Origin of the sequence: Streptococcus infantis (assembly GCF_047463635.1) — a bacterium.
Classification (GTDB): domain Bacteria; phylum Bacillota; class Bacilli; order Lactobacillales; family Streptococcaceae; genus Streptococcus; species Streptococcus infantis_W.
In genome coordinates this window covers 17147-35419 of the sequence record NZ_JASHDL010000020.1, presented here as the reverse complement: position 1 = coordinate 35419, position 18273 = coordinate 17147, and the positions used below count along the sequence as shown (strand labels likewise).

The 18273-nt window shown below is 38.2% G+C and carries 17 protein-coding genes; 3 read left to right on the top strand and 14 right to left on the bottom strand.

Annotation, left to right across the window (positions count from 1 at the left end; all coding sequences use genetic code 11):
- Window positions 1-381 precede the first annotated feature (381 nt).
- Both QM867_RS09430 and QM867_RS09425 read right to left on the bottom strand, forming a co-directional pair.
- Window positions 382-1419: a zinc-binding dehydrogenase gene (locus QM867_RS09430; protein WP_315639821.1), complete on the bottom strand. Its 1038-nt coding sequence runs from the start codon at window positions 1417-1419 to the stop codon at window positions 382-384.
- Between the two features lie 76 nt (window positions 1420-1495).
- Complete coding sequence (locus QM867_RS09425; protein WP_315639822.1) at window positions 1496-2395, bottom strand: cation diffusion facilitator family transporter; 900 nt, start codon at window positions 2393-2395, stop codon at window positions 1496-1498.
- A gap of 133 nt (window positions 2396-2528) precedes the next feature.
- On the opposite strand from QM867_RS09425, the gene QM867_RS09420 reads away from it, so the two are divergent.
- Window positions 2529-3062, top strand: a complete 534-nt coding sequence (locus tag QM867_RS09420; protein WP_075231491.1) for a TetR/AcrR family transcriptional regulator — start codon at window positions 2529-2531, stop codon at window positions 3060-3062.
- 186 nt (window positions 3063-3248) lie between these two features.
- Here QM867_RS09420 and QM867_RS09415 read toward each other — a convergent pair whose 3' ends face one another.
- The 9 genes from QM867_RS09415 to QM867_RS09375 all read right to left on the bottom strand — a co-directional run bounded on the left by QM867_RS09415 (window position 3249) and on the right by QM867_RS09375 (window position 12616).
- Window positions 3249-3872 carry an endonuclease III domain-containing protein gene (locus QM867_RS09415; protein WP_075231492.1) on the bottom strand — a complete coding sequence of 208 codons (624 nt, stop codon included), beginning with the start codon at window positions 3870-3872 and terminating at the stop codon, window positions 3249-3251.
- A complete protein-coding gene (locus QM867_RS09410) occupies window positions 3869-5389 on the bottom strand; it encodes an ABC transporter permease/substrate-binding protein (RefSeq protein WP_414315640.1) in 1521 nt (506 codons plus the stop codon). The genes QM867_RS09415 and QM867_RS09410 overlap by 4 nt, the downstream gene beginning before the upstream one ends.
- Window positions 5382-6110, bottom strand: coding sequence for an ABC transporter ATP-binding protein (locus tag QM867_RS09405; RefSeq protein ID WP_311522554.1), 729 nt, complete (start codon window positions 6108-6110; stop codon window positions 5382-5384). Before QM867_RS09405 ends, QM867_RS09410 begins: the two co-directional genes overlap by 8 nt.
- A complete protein-coding gene (locus QM867_RS09400) occupies window positions 6103-6957 on the bottom strand; it encodes an SDR family oxidoreductase (RefSeq protein WP_311522555.1) in 855 nt (284 codons plus the stop codon). The genes QM867_RS09405 and QM867_RS09400 overlap by 8 nt, the downstream gene beginning before the upstream one ends.
- A gap of 18 nt (window positions 6958-6975) precedes the next feature.
- A complete protein-coding gene (locus QM867_RS09395; RefSeq protein ID WP_311522556.1) occupies window positions 6976-7425 on the bottom strand; it encodes a MarR family winged helix-turn-helix transcriptional regulator in 450 nt (149 codons plus the stop codon).
- 660 nt (window positions 7426-8085) lie between these two features.
- On the bottom strand, window positions 8086-8598 hold the full coding sequence (locus QM867_RS09390; RefSeq protein ID WP_248035789.1) for a GNAT family N-acetyltransferase: 513 nt from the start codon (window positions 8596-8598) through the stop codon (window positions 8086-8088).
- Window positions 8599-8898: 300 nt separating this feature from the next.
- Complete coding sequence (locus QM867_RS09385) at window positions 8899-9456, bottom strand: DUF6287 domain-containing protein (RefSeq protein WP_153225463.1); 558 nt, start codon at window positions 9454-9456, stop codon at window positions 8899-8901.
- Between the two features lie 509 nt (window positions 9457-9965).
- Entirely contained in the window at window positions 9966-10913 is a 948-nt protein-coding gene (locus QM867_RS09380; RefSeq protein ID WP_153225462.1) for an AEC family transporter, read from the bottom strand.
- Window positions 10914-10990: 77 nt separating this feature from the next.
- Window positions 10991-12616, bottom strand: a complete 1626-nt coding sequence (locus QM867_RS09375; protein WP_153225461.1) for a malolactic enzyme — start codon at window positions 12614-12616, stop codon at window positions 10991-10993.
- 359 nt (window positions 12617-12975) lie between these two features.
- Here QM867_RS09375 and QM867_RS09370 point away from each other — a divergent pair, with 359 nt between their 5' ends.
- Window positions 12976-13326: a helix-turn-helix domain-containing protein gene (locus QM867_RS09370; RefSeq protein ID WP_414315641.1), complete on the top strand. Its 351-nt coding sequence runs from the start codon at window positions 12976-12978 to the stop codon at window positions 13324-13326.
- Between the two features lie 127 nt (window positions 13327-13453).
- Window positions 13454-14332, top strand: a complete 879-nt coding sequence (locus QM867_RS09365) for a LysR family transcriptional regulator (protein WP_153225459.1) — start codon at window positions 13454-13456, stop codon at window positions 14330-14332.
- A 517-nt stretch (window positions 14333-14849) separates the two neighbouring features.
- Here the strand turns inward: QM867_RS09365 and QM867_RS09360 are convergent.
- From QM867_RS09360 to QM867_RS09350, 3 genes are read right to left on the bottom strand one after another with little or no spacing between them, the layout of a single operon-like run.
- Window positions 14850-15269 carry a hypothetical protein gene (locus QM867_RS09360; RefSeq protein WP_414315639.1) on the bottom strand — a complete coding sequence of 140 codons (420 nt, stop codon included), beginning with the start codon at window positions 15267-15269 and terminating at the stop codon, window positions 14850-14852.
- The gene (locus QM867_RS09355; RefSeq protein WP_414315638.1) at window positions 15266-15469 is read right to left on the bottom strand and encodes a hypothetical protein; all 204 of its coding nucleotides are present in this window, start codon (window positions 15467-15469) and stop codon (window positions 15266-15268) included. The genes QM867_RS09360 and QM867_RS09355 overlap by 4 nt, the downstream gene beginning before the upstream one ends.
- Window positions 15470-15519: 50 nt before the next feature.
- Window positions 15520-18207: an SEC10/PgrA surface exclusion domain-containing protein gene (locus QM867_RS09350; protein ID WP_414315637.1), complete on the bottom strand. Its 2688-nt coding sequence runs from the start codon at window positions 18205-18207 to the stop codon at window positions 15520-15522.
- Between the last annotated feature and the right edge of the window lie 66 nt (window positions 18208-18273).

The following is an 18273-nucleotide window of genomic DNA, read 5'->3' as shown; positions in this document are numbered from 1 at the left end:
TTAGTGTACACTTTTTTCACTAAACTTTAGTTCAGAAAAAGACAATTTCCTTAGTTTGACTATGGAAATCAAACTATTTTTCATCAAATACCTTGATATACTTGACAAATGGTAGAAAAGGACTTAGTCCTGTACAATACAGAACTAAATCCTTTGCTTAAATTAATTGTCTAACTTTTTGGGATCAGTACAAATTCTCAAATCTCTATTAGGTTTTTCTTTTTATACTCAATGAAAATCAAAGAGCAAACTAGGAAGCTAGCCGCAGGTTGCTCAAAGCACTGCTTTGAGGTTGTAGATAAGACTGACGAAGTCAGCTCAAAACACTGTTTTGAGGTTGCAGATAGAGCTGACGTGGTTTGAAGAGATTTTCGAAGAGTATTAATCCATCACAATCATAGACTTAATGGTCTTACGTTCATCCATAGCCTTATATGCTTTGTCAATATCTTTCAGTTTATAGCTTGAAGTAAAGACACGGCCTGGATTGATCTCACCATCAAGGACAGCTTTAAGCAAGAATTGCTTATCGTATGTTGTCGCAGAAGCTGCTCCACCTGCAACAGAGATATTTTGCATAAAGGTTGAACCAAGAGCACGATTCTTATAATGTGGAACTCCTACAAATCCCATGCGACCGCCATTATGAAGGACACCCAGTGCTTGCTCAACAGCCGCTTCAGTACCGACGCACTCAAGAGCGGCGTCTGCTCCACCACCGAGAATTTCTCGCACCTTGGCAATGCCTTCTTCTCCTCGTTCAGCTACAACAGCTGTCGCTCCTGATTCCAAGGCCATTTTTTGACGATCTTCGTGACGACTCATGAGGATAATTTGTGAAGCGCCACGCATTTTAGCTGCGATGACAGCACATTGCCCAACAGCCCCATCGCCAATAACGACAACTTTATCCCCTGGTTTCACATCTGCCACACGCGCTGCATGATAGCCTGTCGGCATGACATCAGCTAGAGTCAAGAGAGATTTAAGCATCCCTTCTGTGTAGTCAGACGGTTGTCCAGGGATTTTAACAAGTGCCCAATTGGCATAGTGGAAGCGGAGGTATTCAGCTTGGAAATTCCCTCCTAGGTTATTTCCGATATGATTGTCACAAGAACCATCAAATCCTGCACGACAGGCATCACACTCCCCACAACCATGAGTAAATGGTACAATCACAAAATCACCGGGCTTGACCGTTGTAATGGCTTCTCCAGTTTCTTCAACGATTCCAATCGCTTCGTGTCCACTATTTTTATGACCCGCTTTGATATCTGGATTACGATAGCTCCAAAGGTCTGAACCACAAACGCAAGCACGAACTACACGGATAATAACATCATCTGATTCTTGAATACTTGGACGCTTGACTTCTTCAATACCAATCTGACCTGCCTTAGTATAAACTGCTGATTTCATAAAATTTCCTCTCTGTATCTAACTACCTTTAGTATACACTTTTTAGCAAACTTTCGCTCATTTATACTACGTCTCATTAATGATGATGATGTTCATGACTTTTATCTACTTCCAACTCTTCGACCTTTCGCTTATGGGCTTGGTGAGTTTCTAGGTCTGCATCAACCTCAATGGTGATATTTTGGAAACCACAATCTTTGAGTAGGGTTCGAATCGATTCCTTGCAAAGCTCCATCTGTTCAATTTCTTTTAGACAAACATGGACAATAGCATTTTTCTCCAAACCATCCATGGTCCAGAGATTGAGCTGATTGATACTAGCTATGTGGTCCAGTTGCTCCAAATCACTCTTTACTTGATGGATATCCACTCCTTCTGGCACAGCATCCAAGAAAATCTTGAGAGTAGACCAAAAACGTGGAATAGCCTTTAACAGAATGAAGAAGGAAATGACAAGAGATAAGAGCGGATCCAGAATATACCAGTCGGTAAATCGCAGAACAATGGCCATTAGGATGACGGCCACCCAACCCAAAGTATCTTCCAGAAAATGAAGACTCAGAATAGACTCATTCTTGGTTTTTCCTTTACGAACTACTAGACTTGCCAGCACATTAATGCTAACAGCAATGATTCCTAACCATAAGATTCCCTCATCGTTGACCGGTTGTGGATTAAAGAGTTTCGTTATATTTTCTAAAATAACGAGAACAGACCCTGTTATTAGAATCACAGCCGTTACCATGGCCCCCAAGAGGCTAAAGCGCTTATAGCCCAAGGTATAGTGGCTGTCTTCTTCACGATTAGAGACTGTTTCTAGAAAGGCTGATACCCCAATTGCGATTGCATCTCCCAAGTCATGAACGGAGTCAGCAAGCACAGCACTAGAACCAAAAATCCCTCCTGCGATAAACTCAATAATGGCATAACTCAAATTTAAGAAAAAAGCTAACCAAACAGCACCTTTCGTTGACATTTTCCCATCCTCCTTTGGTATAATTGTAGTATAATTATTTCCTTTACTAGTATTATCTCTTACTCCGAAAAGAAAGGATAGGGGCAAACTGTTTACTTTGTAAGTTAATGAACAGTTTGTTCAAAGTGTCCATATGACTGCTCAAGATCGTCGCATTACCAAGACTCGAAAAGCTATTTATACTGCTTTTTTACAATTACTAAATCAAAAAAATTTTGAATCCATCACTGTTCAGGAGATTATTGACCTAGCAGATGTCGGTCGTTCCACCTTCTACAGTCACTATGAGAGCAAGGAATTACTCCTAGACGAGCTCTGCCGTTATCTCTTTCATCATCTTTTTGAACGTGAGGAAAATATAACTACAAATGCTTACTTGACACATATCTTTTCACATTTTAAGAAAAATCAGGACCACGTCACCAGTCTTCTTTTCTCTAAAAACGACTACTTCCTCCGTCAATTGCAGAAAGAATTGGAACACCATGTTTATCCTATGGTCGCAGAGGACTTGCAAGTTTCCTATCCTAATATTCCTGCTTCTTATCTCAAACACTATGTTGTAACTAACTTTATCGAAACATTGACCTGGTGGCTGAAAAAGGGGAAATCTTACACGGAGGATCAAGTAGTGAGATTTTACTTAGACGTCATGGGGATGAAGTAGCAAACACAACTATAGATTTCATATCCACTCAAAAGAAAAATACCTGTCAACATTCTATCATTCAAATATTCCATTCACCATGAATATTTTGCCTCTACTTTCTATTTAGTAATCTGATCAAATTATGATTTTTTAAGCAAGTACATTAACTAAAAAAATTCTAAGACAAGGAGCCTTAGAATTTTTTTATCGTAACCAACTTTCGTCTAACTGGCCTTTACTTTTGCTAAAAGCTTTCCCATGTTCATCAATAACAGCATGAATCTCTTGGCATTGTTTGAGAGTGAGTCCTTCCAATACATTACAATAAACAGCATGCATTTCATTATAGGTATCAAAATTTCCAAATCCTAATCGTCGAAAAAGTCTTCTAGCATATTCGTCCGAAATAAAAACTGAACGATCAAAAAGATATAGTAAAAGTGCATCTGCAGTCTCTGGTCCAATCCCTTTTAACTCCAAAAGTTGCTTCCGTAAATCTTCTGTTCCAATCCTAGCAAGAACCTCAAAACCACCATTTTCTCTTAGCCAGATTAGAAGTCCCCTAATCGTTTGAGACTTTTGCTTAAAAAATCCAGCAGGTCGAATACGTTCCTGTAAATCTTCTAGTGATAACCCTAGGATACCCTCTACTGTCATGACATCCATAAGACCAGCTAAAGCCAACTTAGCATTTTTCTCAGATGTTCGCTGGATAAGAATAGTCGATACCAGATCTTCAAGCTTGTTATCCGATTGCCACCAATTTTGTTCTCCATAGTGCTTACAGAGTCGCAAAAGAGTCTCTTGTATTTCTTCTTGCCTCATCATTTCTTCAATAATCCCTGTTCCACCAAGAAATCATGTGCAACAGTATAAGCATCCTTACCATCAATACCAACCTGATAGTTCATCTGACTCATCTGGCTCTCGGTGATTTTACCAGCTAGTTTATTAAGAATAGCTTCCAACTCAGGATGTTTTTCGAGTAATTTAGCTTTCATCAGTGGAGCGCCTTGGTATGGAGGGAAGAGTTGTTTATCATCCTCCAAAACCACTAAATCATAGCGAGCAATTTCAGCATCTGTTGAGTAAGCATCTGTAATTTGAATATCCCCTGACTGGATGGCTTGGTAGCGAAGAGCTGGCTCCATGGTTGCCACATTGAGATTCAATCCATAAACAGACTGCAAGCCCTTGTTTCCATCCTCACGGTCATTAAACTCCAGAGTGAATCCCGCCTTGAGCTGTCCTTCTACTTTTTTCAAGTCTGAAATCGTCTTCAGTCCATATTCTTGCGCAATCTTTTTGGGAACTGCAATTGCATAAGTATTTTGATAAGCCATGGGTTTGAGAAAGGCTAGTTGATCCTGTTTAGCAATACCATCACGAGCAACTTCATAAACCTTTTCTGGGTCATGCCCAACTTCTGGAGATGGTTGGAGGAGACTCTCCGTCACTGTCCCAGAAAATTCTGGATAGATATCAATGTCCCCTTTTTTCAGCGCTTGGTAAAGAAAGTCTGTCTTCCCAAAGTTAGGCTTGACCGTCACCGTCATATCCGTATTTTCCTCGATGAGAAGTTTATACATATTCATGAGAATCTCAGGTTCAGGTCCTAACTTCCCAGCAATGACGAGATTGTCTTTCTCATTATGTGGAATAATGCTTGGAGTATAACTAACTCCCAAACCAAGGAACATAACAGCAAAGGCCGCAACAATTGTACGCAACTTTGCCTTTTCCAACCATTTGAGAATGACATTAAAGAGAATGGCCAAGATAGCCGATGAAATAGCCCCGATTAAAATCAGACTAGCATTCCGACGATCAATACCCAAAAGGATAAAGGATCCCAATCCTCCAGCTCCCACAAGAGCGGCTAAAGTCGCTGTCCCAATGATCATAACGGTTGCTGTACGAACCCCCGATACAATGACAGGCATGGCCAGTGGAATTTCAAACTTCTTGAGTCGCTCCCACTTGGTCATCCCAAAAGCAATCCCTGCCTCCTCAAGACTAGGATCAATGCCGTTCAGGGCTGTGATTGTATTTTCCAAAATCGGGAAAATAGCATAAATGACAAGAGCTGTGAGGGCTGGTAAGGTCCCAATCCCCATGAAAGGAATAAAGAGCCCCAAAAAAGCCATTGAAGGAATTGTCTGGAAGATACCCGCAACTTGTAGCACCCAGGTCGCTGCCTTTTTGTGACCATTTAGATAAACCGCAAGTGGGATGGTTAGAAAAATAGCGACCAATAAGGTCAAAAGCGATAATTGTAGGTGTTGTCCCAGAGCTGTTACCCATTCACTAAATCGCTCATGAAAGGTTGAAATCAAATTAGACATGAAGGCTACCTCCAAACAAGTTTGCTACAAAGTCTGTCGCAGGCGCTTGTAAAATTGTTTCAGGTTCTGCGACCTGGCGAATTTCTCCATCCTGTAAAACAGCAATTCTATCGCCCAATTTTAAAGCCTCGTCCGTATCATGGGTAACGAAGATGGTCGTCATCCCGAATTCTTTGTGCAATTCTTTGGTGAGAGCTTGCAACTGCTTGCGAGAGATAGCATCCAAGGCTGAAAAAGGTTCGTCCATCAATAAAATTTTTGGTTCCCCAATGATGGCTCGCACAATGCCAATCCGCTGTTGCTCCCCACCAGATAACTCGCTTGGTAACCGATGAGCATACTCTGCAGCAGGGAGACCAACCTTGTTCAAGAGTTCTTCTGTTTTAGAAGCAATTTGTTCTTTCGTCCAGCCCTTCATTTCAGGAATGAGAGCAATATTTTCCGCAACTGTCAAGTTAGGAAATAGGGCAATGGCTTGAAGGACATAGCCGGTACTGAGACGTAGCTCCCGTTCGTCATAGTCTTTGATGCGTTTCCCATCCATATAGATATTGCCATCTGTCGGTTCCAAAAGACGATTGACCATCTTGATCATAGTGGTCTTACCAGATCCTGAAGGACCCACTAGCACCATGAATTCTCCATTTTCAATACGGAGATTGACATCTTTTAAAATATTTTTATCCGTGTAGCGCAAGGCCACATGTTTGTATTCAATCATGTTCTTCCTCAATAAGTTTTCTATCTCTAAGAATATCCAATAGGCTGCTTGCTGGATGCCCTAAGACTTTTTCGATATCTGTTGAAACCCCAGCCTGTTCCCCAACTTTAATCGCTGTATAAGTACTGACCCAGGCATCGTACTCCCAAGTTTGTGCTGGCCATTTTTTTCGTGACTCATAGGCTTCTTCTAATGATTCATCTACATACGTGATGGTCTTACCGCTCTCTTTTGAGAGGAGCGCTACGATTTCTTGCATAGAAAGATTCTCTGGCCCTGTCAAATTCAAGCTTTGATTTTCCCACTCCTTAGGATTTAAAAGAATTTCTGCTGCAACCCTAGATGTGTCCTTACGGGCAACAGCTGATACCAGGCCACTACCAGCCGGACCGCGAATTTCTCCATTTTCAAGTGCAATATCAATCAAGAAGTCCAAATAAAAATTATCTCTCAAAAAAGTGTAGGTGAACCCTAACTCCTTGATATAGGCTTCCGTCTGGGCATGATCTCGAGACAAGGTAAAAGTTGCCTTCTCATCTGCCCCATAAAAGGAAGTATAAACGATATGTTGCACCTCCGCTAGCTTTGCAGCATTTAAAAACTCCTTGTGCTCCTTGACACGCTCTGGATTTTCCCTAGCAGAAACCATCAACAAGATATCGATACCCTTTAAGGCCTCAACCACCTCTGGAGTATTGGTATAGGACATTCTACGGATTTCCGCTGACTCATAGATCTTTGCACGTTCTGGGCTTCGTGCTAGATGGACTGAGGCGATTCCTTTTTTATCGACAAGATCAGCCACATAGGAGCCTAAGTTCCCTGTTACACCTGTAATTCCGATCATAACTGTTACTTCCTTTCCCTAGATGTCATTTTCTTTAGCTTTTAGATTTGAGATAATACGCTCTTGATAAGCTTCAAATTCTTGGATTTCTTGATCCGAAAAGCCTTGGTAGAAAATTTCACCCAATTCTTTGCTGACACGGTCTCCAATTTCTTTTTGTTCCCAACCTAATTCTGTCAAAGAGATATATTTTTTCCTTTTATCTTGTGTGCAAGGTTGAATCGTGACCAAGCCTTGTTCTTCCAATTTCTTAACCATACTGGTCAATGTATTATTGGCTAGACCCGTCGCAAGAGCGATATCGGTCGCTGTAGCGCACCCCAACTCTTGCTTCCACAAAATCGTTAAAATTTTTCCCTGTTCACTTCTGTATTGAGCATCTGGTTGCTTGCTCAAGAGTTTTTGAAAGATACGCCCGTTTAACAATCGAATCTGTAGAGCTTGGTATCCCCCTAACATCTTGTCCATTTTGTCTCCTTTTTTATTCTATATCGAACTTTTTAATTATTGTAACACCCTAAATTACATCTGTCAACTATTTCGATATGGAAATAATAAAAAACTTCCTACCAAAAAGTAGAAAGTCAGCATTTTTATAAAATTAAACATGCATCACATATGAAGCATTCCTCTTAAAGAAATTACTATGGACTAGATAAGGATCATACTTAGAATTTTGACTAGAAACCAAACATAAAGGAATGATAAAAATTTTTATAAAATATAGTAAACAAAAGAATAAGAAAAGACTAAAACTAAGAGTTTTTAACTCAGGAAAGTAAAGATAACAGACAATTGATGTATTCAATAGAATATTAAATCCCCTAGCAAAACTAGCTGATAAGATATTCGTCTTGATCTGAGGATTAAAAAGTTTGACAAGAAACAAGGCTAATAAAGAAGTATTATAGATACAAATTGGCTTGTAATCATGACGATAGAGAACTAAAAACAAGAACAAAGAATGCTATAGCGGATTGAACTTAGAGTAATACAATATAGATTCTAAAACATTTTTAGCAGCCTTGGTGTACTGTTCTAGATTCATTCTACTATATTTTCCGTATAAAAGCAGACGAATGTCTACTAGGAATGTTGAGGTTTAGCAGACTATTGGGAATGATGATGCTATAGATTCCTTATCTCAAATACTGCCGTATGAATCCACTCGTTATTCATTTGAAAGTCATTTTCTATGATTTTACTAAAGGTGAAACCGTTTTTTAAAAGCACTCTCTGAGAAGCCAGATTGTCCCTTGCCGTCCCTGCGATAATCTTATGTAAACCATAAGTAGTAAAGGCCTTTTCTAAAACGAGTTTAACTGCTTCGCTTGCATATCCTAAATTAGTAACATTTTCTCCAATCCTATATCCAAGTTCTGCTATTTTTCTATCCTTTCCTAAAACACTTAAATTGATTCTTCCGACCATAGTACCTTGTGCATCTCTAATAAGATGCATATAGACATCATGATTCTCTTGTTCCCTTAACAATTCCCTTGTAATTTCTTTAAAACCTTCTAAGTCAAAATAGTGAGCTGGTCTAGGAGGTAAATTCCGCTCAAAATACTCCCGATTTTCTTTTTCAAAAGAATAAACATCTATGCTATTTTCTTCAGACATCAGCTCTAAACTTATCATTGTAAACCATTTCCTATCATTCTATAAATTCAAATGTACTCATGTTCACACAAAGTGACATTTAAAGAGATATCTTAATTTTTTCATATCGTATCTACATTATAACACAACATATAACACAACATACTATGAAGAAAAATAATATCCATCAAGGTCCTCATAAATTCCAACATCTTGCTAAACAAGCTGGAACGCCTCTGAAAGTTGTTTTTGAACCCTACTTGCTTCATCTTCATAAAATAATCATGACTTACAAATAAAGAAGAAAACCATCTCAAATTTGATGAGATGGTTAATCATTTAGTCTACTTTATAAAAAACTTGTTCTGATCTGGTTGGAGCAGCTTGACCAGCAATCAGCCTATTTTGAGTTAAATCAGTATCTAACCCAGGCATAATAAGTCCAGCAGGATAAATACTCATTCCATAGCCTGAGATACCATCTCTAATGCTAAATTCAATCGTTCCATGGCTACCCATGCTCTTTTTTTCAATGTTTCTACTGTTTACTAGTCCATTTTTATCGAATGTAAATTCTTGCCCAAGTCCATTTCTCCAAGTTCCAACTAGAGTCGAGAAATCTCCATTTAGAATGGCTTGCTCATCTATTTTTTGTGATTCAGCATTCGTTTGCTCTTCTTGTGTCGAGATTTTTTCCTCAGTAGTCGTAACACTATCTTGAGTAGTCGTTGTACTAGTGGTTGTTGTACTAGTGGTAGAAACCTGTTCTGTTGTAGCATTTACTGCTTCTACATCTTGCTTTTTATGATTAAAGAAGAACATAAAACTTATCAGTACTATAGCAATTAAGCAACTTAACAGAATCAAAATCCAATTGATGCCTTTTCCTATTTTCATTTATAACTCCTTTATATTATTCGTATTTAATTATATCATACTAAACTGATACTAGGAAGAAATTGTATAAAACAAAGACTAGTGGTGTGAATTTTGCTAAAAACCATCAAAAAATACCCCTTGGCATGAACCACGAAGTGTTTCGAAACGTTGATAGTATCGTGTTGATGAACCTTTTGAGGCAACTGACTTCGTCAGGTTGCAGCCACATTTGTAAGCGACTAAAGTCGCTAGAGCTATCCTAATTGCGCACCGCCAGTTCTCATAGAAAAAAACACCTTGCAAGATGCAAAGTGTTTTCGTTTGTATTCTGCTACCCATCAACGAATTAACGTTTAGAGAACTGGCTAGCTTTACAAGCTTTTTTCAATCCTAGTTTGAAAAGTTTGGCTTTTAGGACAGCTCAAAAGCGCTTGATAGGAAACGTCCGAAGAGTTTCTGCCGATTTTTATTTCAAGAAAATAGTGCAATTTCTTAACGCAAAACTTTCAATCCTATCCTCTTCCTTCTTATCCTAACAAAGTTTGTAATATTGGAATAACAACGATAAATAGAACCGTACTTAGAGTCACCACATTCGTAGAGAATTCCACATCTCCTTTTCCCTGATTAGCAAGGATCGGAAGAACAGCTAAAGCTGGTGTAGCGGACTGAATCATAAAGGTCTTAAATTCTACTGTCGCCATATTTGGAGCAAAGAATTTCAATACAAGAAGCATGATTAGAGGAGCTAGGATAAAGCGTCCAACTAAAGTGACAATTGTATCTTTATCAAAAGTAATAGTTTTCAAACCTGCCTTTGCAAGAACGATACCAATATAAATCAGAGATAGGGGAGTGACGATATTTCCAACATAGGTTAAGGTATTCGTTGCGAAATCTGGAATAGAGATTCGGAGAATCAAAAATAGCAGAGCCACAAGAAAACCTACAAGCGGGGCTGGTAGTAATTTCTTCCAATCAAATTTAGTTTCCTTCTTGCTTTGACCCGATTTACTATCGCTCGTCATCAAATACACGCCCAATGTCCAAGTGGAAATCGTGTTGGTGATATAGTAAATTAAGAAATAAGGAAGAGCCTGATCCCCAAAAAGAGCAACGTTTAAAGGTAAACCAATAAAAATAGTGTTGGCATTCACAAAGGTATTAATCATGGTTCCTCGCCGTCCTGGACGAACCTTGAAAACCATAACTACAATATAAGCTACGATATAGCCCAAGATAAAGGCCACAAATGTATAAAGGAGACCTCCAGAAAGACTGATTAGTTTATCTAGTGTTAGGTATTTCATTACTGACACAAAGATTGACGCTGGCAAAGCTACATTCATGATCAAACGAGATAGGTTAGGTCCAAAGGCATCTCCAAACCATCCCTTCACCTGAAGAATATACCCCAAAACAATGATAGCGATAATCGGAATGATACTCGTAATCGAGGTTAAAAAGAGTGACATAGGTATCCTTTCTAAATTACTTAAGTCCACAGCCCATACAAATCTGTCGCTAGCGAAGGATAGACAGCAGCAGTGAATTATTTATACTCTGGATACCACTTCAAATCACGAACTGCTTTGGCCATATCTGTTTCCTTAGCACGCGCAAGACCTTGCTCTTGTGCTTTTTTAGCGACTGCTTCTGCTACTTTAATAGAAACATCTGCTACATACTTAAATGGTGGCAAGACAGGAGCTCCTGGTTGGCCTGGATTAACAATACCACTCAATGAATGAGCTGCTGCTCCAATCATTTCATCAGTCAAAAGACTTGCTTCAGAAGCCAGCATACCTAGACCAAGACCTGGGTAAATCAAGGCATTATTGGCTTGACCAATCACATAGTCGACACCTTTATAAGAAACTGTATCAGCAGGAATTCCTGTTGCGACAAAAGCTTTGCCATCTGACCATTCAATCAAATCTTTGGCACTAGCTTCTGCTAGTTTGGTTGGATTTGACAAAGGGAAGATCATCGGACGTTCTGTATTTTCACACATAGCTTCTACTATTTCTTTAGTGAAGGTATTAGGTTGAGTTGAAGTTCCTACAAGAATGGTTGGCTTCACAGTCTTCACTACTTCAAGCAGGTCAGTCAACTTGTCTGCGTTACTAAAGTCGGCACGTTTCTTAGCAAACGGTTTTTGTTCAGGGGTCAGGTCATCCATGTCATCAAAGAGAAGACCTTGTTTATCAACCATAAAGAAATGTTTATAGGCTTCTTCTTCAGAAAGACCTTCACTCACCATTTCACGAAGAACACGAGCGGCAATTCCTGCGCCCGCAGTACCACCACCATAGCAGAGATAAACTTGATCTGTTAATTTTTCACCACTAATATCCAGTGAACCAAAGATACCACCTAGGGTAACGATTCCTGTACCTTGAATATCATCATTAAAAGTTGGAATTTGTTTTCGGTATTTTTCAAGAATATTGGCAGCATTCGAGCGACCGAAGTCTTCCCAGTGAAGGTAGAGTTTAGGAAAGAGACGTTCTGCTGTTTGAACAAATTGGTCAATGAAGTCGTAGTAACGATCTCCGCGAACCCGTTCGTGACGATTTCCTAAGTAATTAGGATTGTTACGAAGTTCTTCGCGGTTAGTCCCTGCATCAATAACTAAAGGAAGAACCATAGAAGGATCGATTCCAGCAGCACCCGTGTAGACCATCAATTTCCCAACAGAAATATCGACACCATTTGTTCCCCAGTCACCGATTCCAAGGATTCCTTCTGCATCTGTTACAACAATGAGACGAATCTCGCGATCCCCAGCGGCATTTTTCAAAGTAGCTTCAATATTTTCAGGATGATTGATATCAAGATATCCCGCATATTGGGGGTCTACAAAGAGGTCACTATAGCCTTCAATGGTATCTGCAATGGTTGGATCATATACAATTGGATTGAATTCTTCCAAATGTTGAGAAAAGAGGTAATAGAAAAGAGTCCGGTTGGTATTAAAAATTTCCATTAGGAAAAGACGTTTTTCTAAATCATTGGCTTTTGTTTGCATTTGTGCATAAGTTTGCGCCGCTTGCTCTTCAATCGTTTGAACATACGGTGGCAGTAAACCAATAAGACCTAGTTCCTTTCGCTCCTCTAAGGTAAAGGCAGTACCTTTATTGAGGAAAGGGTTGTTTAAAATATCATGTGCAGTCATAGTGCAACCTCCTTTTTAATTCTATTATACCACTTAAAATGAATTGTTTGGAAAACTTTGTTGTTTAAAAAATACTATTGTGTACGCATATGTTATAATGAGTCTACGAAGGCAATTTTCTAATAAGCTCTTTTATAGTTAAAACACCATTATTAATGACACTTTAAGCTGTTATATTTTATAAAGTTCTGAACTCATAAAACTCTCGATGATCACTCTTTACTAAAAGTTTCGAGTAAAAGAAACTAATCATACAAATTGGCAATCCGAATTAAAATAAATATTATGTAAGTTTGTTATACAATACTTTGTATTTTTTAAGATGTTTTTTTGTCATGCAAAACTTGTATTCTATTTATATGACGAATAAAAACTATTTACAACAATATATTTCCCAAAAAGTGAAATATTTTCGAACACAGAAAAAAATGAGCCAGGAAGAACTTTCGGAACAAGCGGGGCTCGGGCTTAAGTATATCAATCAACTTGAAAACCAAAATGTGAATCTGACCATTCACAGTCTTGAAAAAGTGATTGTCGCCCTAAAGATGACCCCAGAGGAATTTTTCAATTTTGATAGCCTTGAATCAACCTCTGATAAGACCGACAATTTTTCACTCAAAAGAATCAACATGAAGGTTAAACAACTCCCTATTGATAAACGAGAAAAGATGTTGGTCATTTTTGAAAGTATCTTAGATAACCTTTGATATCCCTGACTCACTTACATTTTAACCGGTGAATACTCGTATAGTCAAATTGTAGGATACGGATAAAATTTATTTATCTGGTGATTTCCACTTATTTTCCTTCTCCAACTAATGAAAGTGAGCCCCTATGAATTTAAAAGATCTACAATATTTTTATGACCTCTGCCAGCTTCAATCCTATACGGAAGTTGCAAAACAACACAAAGTCAGCCAACCATCTATTTCTTATGCCATCAAGCGCTTAGAAGAATCTTTTAATTGCAAATTGATTCACCACGATCCCTCGCATCGTTCCTTCAAACTCACTCCTCAAGGACAAATCCTTCTAAAGCATACAGAAAAGATCTTACCTGAGGTCATTTCTACTCGCAAAGAAATCAATCGTTCCTTGGCCCAATACTCTACTGTAGGATTCCCTCCTATTATCATTCAGTATCTCTTTGCTGCCTTAAGCGAAAAAGATCAATTCGATTTTTTAAAAAAGGTACGCCCGATCCGCGGTGGCTCCGTAGAATTATTAAATCTTCTCCTCAAAGGAGACCTTGATGCAAGTCTACTCGGCTTGATTGAACCACTCAATCATCCTTCAATAGAGACACATGAACTCTTTCATAAAGAACTGTATGTCGTTTTGTCTAAGAACCATCCTCTTGCTACCGCTCCTTCCCTCACTTTTGAAGATTTAGTAGATCAATCCTTTATACTTTTAGACGAACACTTTGTTCACTTGAAAGCTTTTGAACTGCTTAATCAAAAGTATCAAAACAAGGCAGAAATATTCTTTAAGAGTGACGACATTGTCATCATTAAAGAACTTTTAAAGAAAGGGATTGGCCTTAGTTTGCTGGCTGATATCGCACTTTCTGATGAAGATGATGATTTAATAAAAATTCCTCTAGTACCGGAGGACCAGATAACATTTACAGTTTATTACGCTTATCTCAAATCAGCTACACTGTCATCAGAAGTAGAAGCCTTATTTAATCTCATTAAATCATATGAATAGAAAAAACTCTAACTATCAACTACCTGATAGCTAGAGTTTTTTACATTATAGGTATTAGACTAAAGTACGAAGAAATAGGATATGATCGCCAAATTTTTCATTTACCTGATACCCTTCAAGGAGATTTCTAATTATAAATCCACAAGGTGTCAATAAAAAAAGAACACCCCGAAAGGTGCTCTTTGTAAGTACAGTCATTCTTTCGAAGAACGTTTACTAAATTGTGATGCTTTACGAGCTTTCTTAAGACCTGGTTGGGGCACCACTTATTTCATCTAATTTCAAAGTACTTTAAAATTACCGTTTTCATAAGTTTTCAAAAAATAAAATTTTAACTAATTTCAATCAGTTTCATTAAAATAAGGTAAACTTTCATCAAAAATAAGCAAAAATCGAACCAGAATATCAAAAGTTTCCCTTATATAAAATTTTTACATATCAGAACAACATCATAGAAAAGAGAGCATAGCGCTCTCTTTTAATTTATCACTATACATGTTTGATGAACAACTTTTTCCTATTCCAACAATGTATACTCTCCACTTTCCAACAAATCTATTACTTTTTGTACAAATTGTTTTGAAAGTAAATCCACAATATCTGCTCCACGAGTTTGAAAGTCTTCATCTATCTCTTTGATTTCTAATTGAGAATTTTTTACTCTTTTTTCATCAATTGGAGAATGAAAACTATATTCACCTATTTCATAGTACAAAAAATAAAGATATTCTTTCTTACCTAAACTATAATCAAAAAATTCAATTTCCTTGTTAGTGTCATAGTCATAGTAACTATTTTCCCAAACTATGGCATTTCTTTTTTCGTTATATAGCTTTTCATAATTTTTTTCATAACTATAGACTCGTTGTTTTTTCTCTCCTATATATTGTTTATGAATCATTGTTGGTTTATATTTACTCAATAGTTTTTCTTTCATATCATAGTATTTTCCATATTTTCTTCAGCATCTTCAATGTTATTTTGTTGATGTAAATAATATCTTGCGTTTTTATATTCTTTTATCTTGTCGCGATAGTTTTTAGCTCGCTTATTTACAGAGTATATACATTCTGCAATAATAGCATTAGTGAGTTCTTTTCGTTTAAGTAAATCTGAGTATTTTTTAGGAGTTCTCATATCGTAGATCCTTTCATTTATTAAAAAGAGGGGACACCCCCTCTTTCTTGCTATCTAAATTTTCGTTTTCCAGCAAAAGCAAGTAGTCCAACACTTGCTCCAAGCATTGCTAAAAGTCCTGACTCCTTCGATCCTGTATTTGGAAGTTGTTTCTTAGATTCTGATTTTGCATTGGTAGCTTGTGCAGGCGCTTGATAAGTTTTATCGTCTTTAGTTCCTACGGTTACTTTTTCTGCTGTGTAATCAACCACATTCCCTTTATTATCAACAACTGGTACTGGTTGGTAACCAGCTTTTTCAAGTTCTTTACGTTTGGCATCTGCAAGTGCAGCCAAACGTTTTGCTTCTGCTTCTTCAAACTTAGTTTTAGCAGTTTCGTAAGCAGTTTGAGCTTGGTCTGCTGCAAGACTCTTAGTTTCAGAGTCTACTTTAGCTTCATTTTGTGCTTTGTAGGCATCTTTAAGCTCTGCTTCTGCTTTTTCAAGCTCTGCTTTTACTTCTGCCAAACGAGTGTGCGCACCTTTGAGGTCTGCAAGCTCTTTTTCTGCGTTAACTACGTTTGCTTTAGCAGTTTCAAGAGCTTTCTCAGCAGTAGATACCGCTTGGGCTTTGCTTGTAGCAATCGCTTCAAGTTCTTTCATCTTGCCTTCTTCTGCTTTAAGCGCTTCTTGTGCAGTTTTAAGAACTTTCTCAGCGTCTTTCAATTTGGCTTGCGCATCTTTAAGAGCTTCTTCTTTTGTAGCTTTTGAAGCAGTCAAGCTATTGACAAGAGCGTTAGCGTTAGAAAGAGTTACTACTGCCTGATCATGACGTTCTTTTGCTGCATCAAAGGCTTTTTGTGCGTTAGCAAGTGGACTTTCCCCATTCTTCAAAGCAGTCAGATTAGCTTCTGCATTTGTAAGAGCAAGTTTAGCATCTGATTCTGCTTTTGTTTTTGCTTCAAAAGTAGCTTGTGCATTGTCACGAGCAGTCATAGCATCAGCAAGCGCTTGACGAGCTTCACTCAATTTACGCTCAATCACTTCATCGCTAAGTGGGTTTGCAATAGGTGTTTTATCCCATTTAGAACCATCTACAAGAGAATCGTGAATAGAAGTCAAGAAGTGAGTAGTGTAAAAATCGTCTGTTTTACTTTGAGCGACTCCACCAAAATAGACAGTTTCTTTCGCATAGTCAAAATTAAGAATACCCTGAGTGTGTGCATAGTCACCTTTAGTTGACACAAGCATGATGAGATCATTATATAACTGCTCTTTCATTTCGCCAAGAGTTTTACGATAAACTCCGTCAGCATCGTCAAAATCATGGAAAGCATAAGTAGTTACAGTATTTTCATAATATTGTTCACCCTTGTTTTCTTCCTCGGCATCTGTTGTAGGCATACCATATTCTTTGGCAACCTTGTTGACCCCGATAGCGTAGTGCCCGACACCACCACGGGCATGGTAATCTTCTTCCATAGCATGAGAGAAGTTTGCTTTCACATACTCTTTAGCAACCTTATCTGCAAATTCAAGAGAAGTTTTTGAAAGAACAACATCTGAAAGTCCAAGTTGACGGCGCATTTGGTTGATAAGGTCAACCACATAATAATTCAACTCATCTTTAATCTCTTGTGGGAGATTGTTGATGTCGTAGCGCGTTTTATCTGCTTGGTCTGCTTTAGTAGGCACATACTTGTTTAGCTTCTTGTGTTCTACTTGTGCATTTACAATCTTGTTATAAAGCTCAAGAGTACGTTTGTTACGCTCTTCAGAAGTCCAAGAACTTGTATCTTGGTTGTTATACTCCATATTTTCTTTCACTGCTTGAATGAAAGCTGGTGAAAGAGTAATGGTTTGTTTCTTAGAGCTATCTTGAAGTGCATCAAGAGTTGATACCGCTTGATTATAAATAGCAAGAGCGTTATCACGATTTGTTTTCGCTTCTTTAGCTTCGTTTTCAGTACGCTCTACATCTTGTGTAGCAGTTTTAACAGTGGTTTCTGCTTTTTTGAGTTGGTCAGCAAGCTCACCGTCCAATTTCTTAGCTTCATCAAGAGCTACTTGTGCATCTTCTTGTGCTTGTTTGCTTGTAGCTTCTTCTTTAATCGCTGCGTCTTGCTTTTCTTTAGCATCAGCAAGACCAACACCCTTCAAAGCGTCCTCTGCATTTTTTACTTCAGCTTTAGCATCAGCAACACCGTTTTGTGCTTGAGTTACTGCTGCTTGCTTAGTACCAACTGTTTTGCCTTGAATAGCAACATTACGGTCTGCATCGTCTTGTGCAGTTTGCGCAGAAGATACTCCTTGTTCAGCAGTTGGAACGTTTGCTTTAGCAGTTTCCACTTTCTTCTCAGCGTTTTGAATCGCTTCTGGTGTTGCTTTGTCAGCAACTTTTTGAGCATCTGCTTGAGCTTGTTTCAAGTCTGCGACATTCTTTTCTGCCTTATCAGACTTTTCATTCGCTTGATCCAAGACTTCTTTTGCCTTATCTGCATCTTCTTGAGTTTGTTTAGCAGTAGCACCAAGTTCAGCGACTTCTTCCTTAGTAGGAGCTTTCACTTCTACTGGTTTTGGTGCTTCTTTCTCTACCAAAGCTGGTTCGTTTTTAGCGTCTGTTGGGATTACTGATGTAACCTCACTAGCGTGAGCAGTTCCGATTGTTCCGACAAGACCGGTTGCTGCGATGGCAGAAATAACCGCACCTGTATACAATTTTTTAGTAGTACTTTGACTATTTTCCGTAGCTTTTGACATTTATAAACTCCTTTTGTACAATGCCCTATGCATTTTATTAAACTATAGTACTATTTTACCATACTT